The 11,082-nt window shown below is 65.0% G+C and carries 9 protein-coding genes and 4 tRNA genes; 2 read left to right on the top strand and 11 right to left on the bottom strand.

Annotation, left to right across the window (positions count from 1 at the left end; all coding sequences use genetic code 11):
* Positions 1-4: 4 nt before the first annotated feature.
* The 11 genes from rpoB to ACWPN8_RS04615 all read right to left on the bottom strand — a co-directional run bounded on the left by rpoB (position 5) and on the right by ACWPN8_RS04615 (position 9,584).
* Positions 5-4,198: a DNA-directed RNA polymerase subunit beta gene (gene rpoB, locus ACWPN8_RS04665; RefSeq protein ID WP_492240042.1), complete on the bottom strand. Its 4,194-nt coding sequence runs from the start codon at positions 4,196-4,198 to the stop codon at positions 5-7.
* Between the two features lie 247 nt (positions 4,199-4,445).
* A complete protein-coding gene (gene rplL, locus ACWPN8_RS04660) occupies positions 4,446-4,823 on the bottom strand; it encodes a 50S ribosomal protein L7/L12 (protein WP_109451260.1) in 378 nt (125 codons plus the stop codon).
* A gap of 58 nt (positions 4,824-4,881) precedes the next feature.
* The gene (gene rplJ, locus ACWPN8_RS04655) at positions 4,882-5,406 is read right to left on the bottom strand and encodes a 50S ribosomal protein L10 (protein WP_098740499.1); all 525 of its coding nucleotides are present in this window, start codon (positions 5,404-5,406) and stop codon (positions 4,882-4,884) included.
* A gap of 309 nt (positions 5,407-5,715) precedes the next feature.
* Positions 5,716-6,423, bottom strand: coding sequence for a 50S ribosomal protein L1 (gene rplA, locus ACWPN8_RS04650; RefSeq protein ID WP_109051345.1), 708 nt, complete (start codon positions 6,421-6,423; stop codon positions 5,716-5,718).
* Between the two features lie 4 nt (positions 6,424-6,427).
* Positions 6,428-6,862: a 50S ribosomal protein L11 gene (gene rplK / locus ACWPN8_RS04645; protein WP_109451263.1), complete on the bottom strand. Its 435-nt coding sequence runs from the start codon at positions 6,860-6,862 to the stop codon at positions 6,428-6,430.
* Between the two features lie 136 nt (positions 6,863-6,998).
* Positions 6,999-7,553 (bottom strand): transcription termination/antitermination protein NusG, encoded by a 555-nt coding sequence (gene nusG / locus ACWPN8_RS04640; RefSeq protein ID WP_492240041.1) that lies wholly within the window; start codon positions 7,551-7,553, stop codon positions 6,999-7,001.
* 3 nt (positions 7,554-7,556) lie between these two features.
* Positions 7,557-7,754, bottom strand: coding sequence for a preprotein translocase subunit SecE (gene secE, locus ACWPN8_RS04635; protein WP_014246876.1), 198 nt, complete (start codon positions 7,752-7,754; stop codon positions 7,557-7,559).
* A 71-nt stretch (positions 7,755-7,825) separates the two neighbouring features.
* A tRNA-Trp gene (locus tag ACWPN8_RS04630) sits at positions 7,826-7,901 on the bottom strand.
* Between the two features lie 190 nt (positions 7,902-8,091).
* A complete protein-coding gene (gene tuf, locus ACWPN8_RS04625; RefSeq protein ID WP_492240040.1) occupies positions 8,092-9,282 on the bottom strand; it encodes an elongation factor Tu in 1,191 nt (396 codons plus the stop codon).
* Between the two features lie 80 nt (positions 9,283-9,362).
* Positions 9,363-9,436: transfer RNA gene (locus ACWPN8_RS04620), tRNA-Gly, on the bottom strand.
* A 62-nt stretch (positions 9,437-9,498) separates the two neighbouring features.
* Positions 9,499-9,584, bottom strand: a tRNA-Tyr gene (locus ACWPN8_RS04615).
* A 141-nt stretch (positions 9,585-9,725) separates the two neighbouring features.
* Here ACWPN8_RS04615 and rlmB point away from each other — a divergent pair.
* Together rlmB and ACWPN8_RS04605 are read left to right on the top strand one after the other, a co-directional pair.
* The gene (rlmB, locus tag ACWPN8_RS04610) at positions 9,726-10,664 is read left to right on the top strand and encodes a 23S rRNA (guanosine(2251)-2'-O)-methyltransferase RlmB (protein ID WP_492240039.1); all 939 of its coding nucleotides are present in this window, start codon (positions 9,726-9,728) and stop codon (positions 10,662-10,664) included.
* 83 nt (positions 10,665-10,747) lie between these two features.
* Positions 10,748-10,823: transfer RNA gene (locus ACWPN8_RS04605), tRNA-Thr, on the top strand.
* Positions 10,824-11,082: the final 259 nt, after the last annotated feature.

The following is an 11,082-nucleotide window of genomic DNA, read 5'->3' as shown; positions in this document are numbered from 1 at the left end:
CGGCTCAGTAGGACCGCTGGTTCAGTTCGACGTTCAGGCCGAGCGAGCGCAGCTCCTTGACCAGCACGTTGAACGATTCCGGAATGCCGGCCTCGAAGTTGTCGTCGCCGCGGACGATGGCTTCGTAGACCTTGGTGCGGCCGGACACGTCGTCCGACTTCACCGTCAGCATTTCCTGCAGCGTGTAGGCGGCGCCGTAGGCTTCGAGCGCCCAGACCTCCATCTCACCGAAGCGCTGACCGCCGAACTGGGCCTTGCCGCCCAGCGGCTGCTGCGTGACCAGCGAGTAGGGACCGATCGACCGGGCGTGGATCTTGTCGTCCACGAGGTGGTGCAGCTTCAGCATGTAGATGTAGCCGACGGTGACCTTGCGATCGAAGGTCTCGCCGGTACGTCCGTCCACCAGCGTCGACTGGCCCGACCGGTCGAAGCCGGCGCGTTCCAGATGGACGCAGATGTCCTCCTCGCGGGCGCCGTCGAAGACCGGCGTCGCGAAGGGCACGCCCTTGCGCAGGTTGCCGCCCAGCTCCAGCAGCTCGCCGTCGGTCATGTCGGCGATGTCCTCATTGTAGGTCACCTCGCCGTACGCCGACTTCAGCGTGCCGCGCAGGGCCTCCAACTGGGGAGCGCCTTCGGCCTTCTGGCGGATGGCCAGACGGTACTGGTCGACCGCACGGCCGATCTGCTTGCCGAGACCCGAGGCCGCCCAGCCGAGGTGGGTTTCCAGGATCTGACCGACGTTCATGCGCGACGGCACGCCCAGCGGGTTCAGCACCAGATCGACGGGGGTGCCGTCCTCCAGGTAGGGCATGTCCTCCTGCGGGATGATGCGCGAGACGACACCCTTGTTGCCGTGACGGCCGGCCATCTTGTCGCCCGGCTGCAGCTTGCGCTTCACCGCGACGAAGACCTTGACCATCTTCATGACGCCCGGCGGCAGCTCGTCACCGCGCTGCAGCTTGTCGACCTTGTTCTCGAAGCGGTCCTGCAGGGCCTTGATCGAGTTGTCGAACACCTTCGCCAGGTTCTCGACGGTCTCCATCACCTGCTCGTCGGCGATGGCGATCTGGCGCCACAAGCCCTTCGACAGGCCGGCCAGCACCTCGTCGGTCAGGACCGTGCCACCCTTCATGCCCTTCGGACCGGACTGCGCGGTCTGGCCGATCAGCACTTCCTTCAGGCGGGTGTAGAAGCTGCGCTCCAGGATGCCGCGCTCGTCGTCGCGGTCCTTGGCCAGCTTCTCGATCTCGGCGCGTTCGATGGCGAGCGCGCGTTCGTCCTTGTCGACGCCGCGGCGGCTGAACACGCGGACCTCGACAATGGTGCCGACCACGCCCGGCGGCAGGCGCAGCGAGGTGTCGCGGACGTCCGAGGCCTTCTCGCCGAAGATGGCGCGCAGCAGCTTTTCTTCCGGCGTCATCGGGCTTTCGCCCTTCGGCGTCACCTTGCCGACCAGAATGTCGCCCGGACGGACTTCGGCGCCGATATAGACGATGCCGGCCTCGTCGAGGTTCTTCAGAGCTTCCTCACCCACGTTCGGAATGTCGCGGGTGATTTCCTCCTGGCCCAGCTTGGTGTCGCGGGCCATGACCTCGAACTCCTCGATGTGGATCGAGGTGAAGACGTCGTCCTTGACGATGCGCTCGTTGATGAGGATCGAGTCCTCGAAGTTGTAGCCGTTCCACGGCATGAACGCGACGAGCACGTTCCGGCCGAGCGCCAGCTCGCCCAGATCGGTCGACGGACCGTCGGCCACGATGTCGCCGGCGTTCACCCGGTCACCGACCTTCACCAGCGGACGCTGGGTGATGCAGGTGTTCTGGTTGGAACGCTGGAACTTCAGCAGGTTGTAGATGTCGACGCCCGGCGCTGTGCTGTCCGAGCTGTCGGTCGCACGGACGACGATGCGGGTGGCGTCGACCTGGTCGACGATGCCCGAGCGCTTGGCGACGATGGTCACGCCGCTGTCGCGGGCGACGGTCGCCTCCATGCCGGTGCCGACCAGCGGGGCGTCGGCCTTGACCAACGGCACCGCCTGACGCTGCATGTTCGAGCCCATCAGCGCGCGGTTGGCGTCGTCGTTCTCCAGGAACGGGATCAGCGCCGCGGCGACGGACACCAGCTGCTTCGGCGACACGTCGATCAGGTCGATGGCTTCCGGCCGGAACATCAGGTATTCGCCGCCCTGGCGGCAGGACACCAGATCGGCGGCGAAGCTGTTGTCCGCGTTCAGTTCGGCGTTCGCCTGGGCGACGACGTAGCGCCCCTCCTCCATCGCCGACAGATAGACCACCTCGTTGGTGACCTTGCCGTCGATGACCTTGCGGTAGGGGCTCTCGATGAAGCCGTACTGGTTGACGCGGGCATAGGTCGCCAGCGAGTTGATCAGACCGATGTTCGGGCCTTCCGGCGTCTCAATCGGGCAGATGCGGCCATAGTGCGTCGGGTGCACGTCGCGCACCTCGAAGCCGGCGCGCTCGCGGGTCAGACCGCCCGGACCGAGAGCCGAGAGACGACGCTTGTGCGTGATCTCGGACAGCGGGTTGGTCTGGTCCATGAACTGCGACAGCTGCGACGAGCCGAAGAACTCGCGCACGGCGGCCGCCGCCGGCTTGGCGTTGATCAGGTCGTGCGGCATCACCGTGTCGATCTCGACCGAGCTCATGCGCTCGCGGATCGCACGCTCCATGCGGAGCAGGCCGACGCGGTACTGGTTCTCCATCAGTTCGCCGACCGAGCGGACGCGGCGGTTGCCGAGATGGTCGATGTCGTCGATCTCGCCGCGGCCGTCCTTCAAGTTCACCAGAACCTTCAGGATCTCCAGGATGTCCTCCTTGCGGAGCACACGCATCTGGTCGTCGGTCTGGAAGTTCAGGCGGGCGTTCATCTTGACGCGGCCGACGGCCGACAGGTCGTAGCGCTCGCTGTCGAAGAACAGGCCGGAGAACAGCGCTTCGGCCAACTCCAGGGTCGGCGGCTCGCCCGGACGCATCACGCGGTAGATGTCGATCAGCGCGTCTTCGCGGCTGGCGTTGCGGTCCGCGTTCATCGTGTTGCGGATGTAGGCGCCGACGTTCAGATGGTCGATCGCCAGCACCGGCAGCTCGTCGACGCCGGTCTTCTCCAGCTTGTCGAGATCGCTCGCCGACAGCTCGTCACCGGCTTCGAACAGGACTTCGCCCGTGCGCTCGTTGATGATGTCGACGGCGAGGTAGCGGCCGGTCAGCTCCTCGGTGGAGACCTGCTGCTCGGTCAGGCCGGCCTCGACCAGCTTCTTGATGACGCGCGGGGTCATCTTGGTGCCGGCCTCGGCGACGATGGCGCCGGTGGCGGCATCCACGAGGTCGGAGATCAGCTTGACGCCCTTCATCCGCTCGGCGCTGAACGGGGTCTTCCAACCGCCGGCCGACCGGGTGTACGTGATCGTGTCGTAGAAGTAGTTGAGGATCTCTTCCTTGGCCATGCCCTGCGCCTCGTAGGGCAGCAGGTCCTTGCGGTTGGCCTTGCGCTCGGCGCGCAGCGCCTCGGTCTCCGCGCCGTCCAGGGCGAACAGCAGCGTGGTGGCCGGCAGCTTGCGGCGGCGGTCGATGCGGACGTAGACGAGATCCTTGGCGTCGAACTCGAAGTCGAGCCAGGAACCGCGGTAGGGAATGACGCGGGCGGCGAACAGATACTTGCCCGACGCGTGGGTCTTGCCCTTGTCATGGTCGAAGAAGACGCCCGGGCTGCGGTGCATCTGCGAGACGATGACACGCTCGGTGCCATTGATGACGAAGGTGCCGTTGGCCGTCATCAGGGGCATGTCGCCCATGTAGACGTCCTGCTCCTTGATGTCGCGGATCGAACGGAGGCCGGTGTCCTCCTCAACGTCGAACACGGACAGGCGCAGGGTGACCTTCAGCGGGGCGGCGAAGGTCATGCCGCGCTGCTGGCATTCCTCGACGTCGTATTTCGGCTGCTCAAGCTCGTACTTGACGAAATCCAGCACCGCGCGGTCGGAGAAGTCCTTGATCGGGAAGACCGACTTGAAGACTTCCTGCAGGCCCAGGTTCGCCCGCTTTTCCGGGGCGACGTCCATTTGCAGGAAGTGATCGTAGGAGCTGCGCTGCACCTCGATGAGGTTGGGCATCTGGGTGACTTCCGGGATGCGCCCGAAGCTCTTCCGAACACGTTTACGACCCGTAAAGGATTTGGCCATGGATGTCCCCAAACGTCTGTACGTGATGCGCGTTATACCGACCGTTCAACCGACCGTAGGATCGAGCCGACTGCTGTCGACCGGTCCCGAGGGCGCCCGCGCGGGCCATCCCCATGATGGGGACGGAAAGAGCCGGGCCGGGCAAGCCCGGTCCGGCGGAAGGCAGAAAATGCCGTGCGGCGGCCGGTCCCCTAGGGAACCGACCGCCGTCCGGCTTGGTACTGTGTGCTTCGTACGCAACAAGGTCTTACTTAATATCGACCTTGGCGCCGGCTTCTTCAAGCTGCTTCTTGATCTTGGCGGCCTCGTCCTTCGTGGCGCCTTCCTTGACCGGCTTCGGAGCGCCCTCGACCAGGTCCTTGGCTTCCTTCAGGCCCAGGCCGGTGATCGCACGGACTTCCTTAATCACGTTGATCTTCTTGTCGCCGGCATCGGCGAGGATCACCGTGAACTCGGTCTGCTCTTCGGCCGGAGCGGCGGAGGCAGCGGCCGGGCCGGCGGCGGCGACGGCAACCGGAGCGGCGGCGGAGACGCCCCACTTCTCTTCGAGCAGCTTCGACAGCTCGGCGGCTTCCAGGACGGTCAGGGCCGACAGATCGTCGACGAGCTTCTGCAGATCAGCCATGTTACTACTCCAAACGACTTGAGTTCTGGGGATGTAAAAAACGAGTGACTAGGCCTGGTTAGGCCGCCGCCTCGTCGTCCTTCTTCGCGTAGGCAGCAAGCACGCGGGCGACCTGGCCGCCCGGAGCCTGGAGGACACCGGCGATACGGGTCGCCGGGGTCTGGATCATGCCCACGAGGCGGCCACGCAGTTCGTCCAGCGACGGGAGCGAAGCGAGGGCCTTGACCCCCTCCGCGTCCAGAATCTGGGTGCCGAGGCTGGCGCCGACGATCTTGAGCTTCTCGTTGGTCTTCGCGTAGTCGGCCACCACCTTGGCAGCCGCAACGGGATCCTTCGAGTAGGCGATCGCCGTCGGTCCCTTGAAGAGACCGTCCAGACCTTCGAACTGCGTCCCCTGAAGGGAACGACGGGCGAGCCGGTTCTTCGTCACTTTGAAGCTGGCGCCAGCAGCCCGAACCTTCGCACGCAGGTCGGTGACTTCCTTCACCGTCAGGCCCAGATGGTGGGTGACCACCACCAGGCCCGTGTCCTGGAGCTTCGATTGCAGAGCCGCGATCGTCGCTTCTTTTTGTGTACGATCCACGGATCGCCTCCTTGCACAGAGGTGTACATGGACCCCCGTCCCCGAAGGGCCGGAGATCCGGCGAACCTGTCCCAGAAGTCAAGCCGTTCCTGAACCGGTTCCCGTCGCGCATGGCGGCGGGGCCGGAGGGGTAAACGGGTTCAACTCCTGTCTGCGCGGGTGAATTTTAAGCCCTTCCCTCTCCTTGCGGTCGGGGACGGACACCAGCGGTCTCGGACAGGGATGGGCGGGTCCCCTCGGGGTTTCCCCCTCAGGCGGTCCGCCCGGACGCCACCGCTGCCCGAGGGCAGACGGCGGCGAAACGGGTCATCAGGCGGCGGCCGGAGCCGACACGCTGGAGAGGTCGAGCTTCAGACCCGGGCCCATCGTCGACGAGAGCGAGACCTTCAGCAGGTACTGGCCCTTGGCGCCGGTCGGCTTGGCACGGGTGATGGCATCGACGAAGGCGCGGATGTTCTGGACCAGCGCCTCTTCCGAGAAGCTGACCTTGCCCACGCCGGCGTGGATGATGCCGGTCTTCTCCGCACGGAACTCCACCGCGCCGGCCTTGGCGGCCTTGACGGCGCCGGCGACGTCGGGGGTCACAGTGCCCAGCTTCGGGTTCGGCATCAGGCCGCGCGGGCCCAGCACCTTACCGAGCTTGCCGACCACGCCCATCATGTCGGGCGAGGCGATGCAGCGGTCGAAGTTGATGTTGCCGGCCAGGATCTGTTCGGCCAGATCGTCGCCGCCGACAACGTCGGCGCCGGCGGCCAGAGCCTCATCGACCTTGGCGCCACGGGCGAACACCGCCACGCGGACGGTCTTGCCGGTGCCGTTCGGCAGGTTCACGACGCCGCGGACCATCTGGTCGGCGTGGCGCGGATCGATGCCGAGGTTCATCGCGATCTCGATGGTCTCGTCGAACTTGGCCTTGGCGGCACCCTTGACCAGGGTGACGGCCTCTTCCAGCGAGTAGAAGGAGTCGCGGTTGACGGTCTTGTAGGCGTCGGTCAGACGCTTGCCCAGCTTCGCCATAGGATCAGCCCTCCACCACTTCGAGGCCCATCGAGCGGGCGGAACCGGCGATCATGCTCGCGGCGGCTTCGACGTCGTGCGCGTTCAGGTCGACCATCTTCTTCTGGGCGATCTCGCGGATCTGCGAGGTCGTGACCTGGCCGACGAAACCACCCTTGCCGGGGGTCGTCGAACCCTTGTCCTTGCCCGAAGCCTTCTTGAGGAAGTAGCTGACCGGCGGGGTCTTCGTCACGAAGGTGAAGGTGCGGTCGCCGTAGGCGGTGATGACCACGGGAATCGGCATGCCGACTTCCAGGTCCGCCGTCTTGGCGTTGAACGCCTTGCAGAACTCCATGATGTTCAGGCCGCGCTGACCGAGCGCCGGACCGATGGGCGGCGACGGGTTGGCCTTGCCGGCCGGGACCTGCAGCTTGATGTAACCGACGATTTTCTTCGCCATCTCACAACCTCCTGGGACGACGCCTCACGCTCTTGACCGATTGGTCCGGCGCGGCGCCGCGGGGTTTTGCGGTTCGGCCATGGCGAGCCTCCCGCAACAGAATGGAGCCACCGATGCAAGCACCGGCAGCTCCAACTCATAAACCGTGGAACCTTGCGATCAGAATCTTTTCGACCTGCGTGTATTCCAACTCGACCGGCGTGGAGCGACCGAAGATCGAAACCGCCACCTTGAGGCGGGACTTCTCTTCGTCGACTTCCTCGACGACACCATTGAACGAGGTGAAGGGACCGTCGCTCACTCTCACCTGCTCGCCCACCTCGAAGGTGATCGAGGGCTTGGGGCGCTCAAAGCCTTCCTGCACCTGATGGATGATCCGCTCGGCCTCTCGCTGGGAAATCGGCTGCGGCTTGCCGCCGCCACCCAGGAAGTCCGTAACCTTCGGCGTGTTCTTCACCAGCGACCAGGATTCGTCGGTCAGGTCCATCTTGACGAGGACATAGCCGGGAAAGAACTTGCGTTCGGTGTTGATCTTGGAACCCCGGCGCACTTCGACCACTTCTTCGGTCGGGACCAGGATTTCCTCGAACTTGTCTTCCAGACCCTTCTGAGCCGCCTTTTCGCGGATGGCCTGGGAGACTTTCTTTTCGAAACCCGAATAAACGTGAACGACGTACCAGCGCGCAGCCATGTCTTAGCCCCCCAGCCCAAGGATCAAGCGAACGGCAACCGCCAGCACCTGATCGACGACGAGGAAGAACAGGGCGGCGAGCACGACCATGACGAACACCATGGCGGTCGTGATGCCGGTTTCCTTGCGGGTCGGCCAGGTAACCCTGGCTACCTCGCGGCGGACCTCGCGCGCGAATTCTGCGGGATTGACTTTAGCCATCGTGCGAACCGTGCGAGCTCCGGAGCGACTGTGAGGGCGCCGCTTTTACCCTAATCATTATTGGGACGGGATGGCAGGAGTGGAGGGGATCGAACCCCCAACCCCCGGTTTTGGAGACCGGTGCTCTACCAATTGAGCTACACTCCTATCTCCGTCCGGCCACACCTTTCGGCGTGGGAGGCCGCTTAAACCATTCTTTAGGCGGCTGTGTCAAGGCCTTTCGACCTGACTTTCGGAATAACTTTCAGAACGGCTTTCCGGAAGCCCAACCGTACTCTTCAGGCAGACAACCTCCCCCGCCAGACCGGGGTCCGACGGGGGAGGCAGGCTTATAGCATCACTCGATGATCTTGGCAACGACGCCGGCACCGACGGTGCGGCCACCCTCGCGGATGGCGAAGCGCAGGCCTTCGTCCATGGCGATCGGGGCGATCAGAGCGACATCCATGGCGACGTTGTCGCCCGGCATCACCATCTCGACGCCTTCCGGCAGCGCAACCATGCCCGTCACGTCCGTCGTACGGAAGTAGAACTGCGGACGGTAGTTGGTGAAGAACGGCGTGTGACGGCCACCCTCTTCCTTCGTCAGGATGTAGGCTTCGGCCTTGAACTTGGTGTGCGGGGTGATCGAACCCGGCTTGGCCAGAACCTGGCCGCGCTCGACGTCCTCACGCTTCGTGCCGCGCAGCAGAGCGCCGATGTTGTCGCCGGCCTGACCGGACTCGAGCAGCTTGCGGAACATCTCGACGCCGGTCACCGTCGTCTTCACCGTCGCCTTCAGGCCGACGATCTCGACTTCCTCGCCGACCTTCACGATGCCACGCTCAACGCGACCGGTCACAACCGTGCCGCGGCCCGAGATCGAGAACACGTCTTCGATCGGCATCAGGAACGGACGGTCGACCGGACGCTCCGGCTGCGGGATGTACTCGTCAACCGTCTTCATCAGCGCCAGGACGGCGTCACGGCCGATCTCCGGCTGACGGTCTTCCAGGGCGCACAGCGCCGAACCCTTGGTGATCGGAATGTCGTCGCCCGGGAACTGGTAGGACGACAGAAGCTCGCGCACTTCCAGCTCGACCAGCTCCAGCAGCTCCGGATCGTCGACCATGTCGACCTTGTTCATGAACACAACCAGCGCCGGAACGCCAACCTGGCGCGCCAGCAGGATGTGCTCGCGGGTCTGCGGCATCGGGCCGTCGGCGGCCGACACGACCAGGATCGCGCCGTCCATCTGGGCGGCGCCCGTGATCATGTTCTTCACGTAGTCGGCGTGGCCCGGGCAGTCGACGTGCGCGTAGTGACGGTTGGTCGTCTCGTACTCGACGTGGGCCGTCGAGATCGTGATGCCGCGCGCCTTCTCTTCCGGCGCCTTGTCGATCTGGTCGTAAGCGGTGAAGGTGGCGCCGCCGGACTCCGCCAGCACCTTCGTGATCGCCGCCGTCAGCGACGTCTTGCCGTGGTCGACGTGGCCGATCGTGCCAACGTTGCAGTGCGGCTTGTTCCGCTCAAACTTTGCCTTCGCCATCGCTTTGGTCTTTCGTTCCCGACGTTCCGGACGCACACAATGGCCCGGCCGAGATCGGTTTTCCGTGGCGCACGCGGGATTGGAGCGGGTGAGGGGAATCGAACCCCCGTCGTAAGCTTGGAAGGCTTCTGCTCTACCATTGAGCTACACCCGCAAGCATCCCGCCGGCGCGACCGTCCGGGGCAAACGCGATCACGGACAAGCCGTGGAAAGTAATGGTGGAAGGGGCTGGATTCGAACCAGCGTACGCGTACGCGGGCAGATTTACAGTCTGCTGCCTTTAACCACTCGGCCACCCTTCCAGTCCGCGGCCTGGCGATGCCCGCCGCGGAGTTCGGCAATATGCGAATTTTTCAGGCCTTGTCAACACGGGTTAAGCGGTTCACACCAGAAAAAATTCGGCCGCAGTCCGCTGCGGCCCCCTCCCCTTCTTCGTGGGTATCATGACGCGCTCCAGACATCCCGGTTCCGGCCCCTCCTCCGCCCGTCCCGCAGACCGCAATACCGACCGCAATACCGACCGCAACGCCGACCGATCCGGCGGCCGGCCTCAGCCGGGCGCGTCTCCGCGGCAGGACGAAGGGGACGAGGGAGCGCGCGGCGGCCGCAAGGCGGCCAAGGGAGGACGGGGACCCGCGGCACGTGGCGTCCTTATTTACGGACTTCACCCGGTGGCCGCCGCCTTGACCAACCCCGAACGGCGCATCCATCGCCTGCTGGTGACCGACTCGGGCCGCGCCGCGCTGGAACCGGCAATTGCCGCCGCCCGCGCCCAAGGGCTGCAAAGGCCGGAGGCGTCGCCGACCGACCGGGTGGAGCTTGACAGGATGCTGCCGCCTGGTGCGGTGCATCAGGGCGTCGTCGTCGATGCCTCTCCCCTGCCCGATCTGGGCATCGAGGATCTGTGCAACGAGCTGGCGGGGGAAATCTCGGCGGTCATCGTGGCGCTCGATCAGGTGACCGACCCGCACAATGTCGGCGCCATCCTGCGATCCGCCGCCGCTTTCGGCGCCCGTGCGGTCGTGGTGACCGAGCGCCATGCTCCCGAGACGACCGGTGTTCTCGCCAAGAGCGCTTCGGGCGCTTTGGAGGCGGTGCCGCTGATCCGCGTCACTAATCTGGCCCGGGCTCTGACGGATCTGCAACAGAACGGCTTCTGGTCGGTGGGGCTCGCCGAATCGGGACCGTCGACGCTGGCCAAGCTGAATTTGACCGGAAAGACGGTGCTGGTGATGGGCGCGGAAGGCAGCGGCCTGCGCCGGCTGACCATGGAGCGCTGCGACACGATCGCCCGGCTGCCGACAGGCGGACCGGTCGGCAGCCTCAACGTCTCGAATGCCGCCGCGGTGGCACTCTATGAGGTCGCCCGCCTGCGTGAGTGATCGCGCCCCGCAACACCATCGTGGTCAAGTGCTTGTTTACGCGGAAAAGGGGCGCTAAGGTGTGCCTCCCGCAAGCGGCGGGCGCCGGATTAGCTCAGCTGGTAGAGCAGCTGATTTGTAATCAGAAGGTCACGGGTTCGATTCCTGTATCCGGCACCAGATTTTTCAACGGCTTAGCGCACACTGCGCTAGGCCGTTTTGCTTTCTGGGAAAAAAGTCGGTCGGTTGCCATTCCGCTGAGGCGGGTTCAAGCCGCCGACATGACGGGCTCATCGGACCTTGGGGCCGTCCAATCGCTTGGAGGCGTGCGCAGGGCGGTCTTCTTTTCTGTCACTCACCGCCCAGCCATTGTGGCGTTTCTGCCAAGCATCCGCCATCGGCGCGCCCCTAGGCGCCCATCCGGTTGCAACCAGAGGGC

The sequence above is a fragment of the Azospirillum sp. UENF 112521 genome, assembly GCF_058780665.1.
This window is presented reverse-complemented; position numbering and strand designations above follow the sequence as displayed.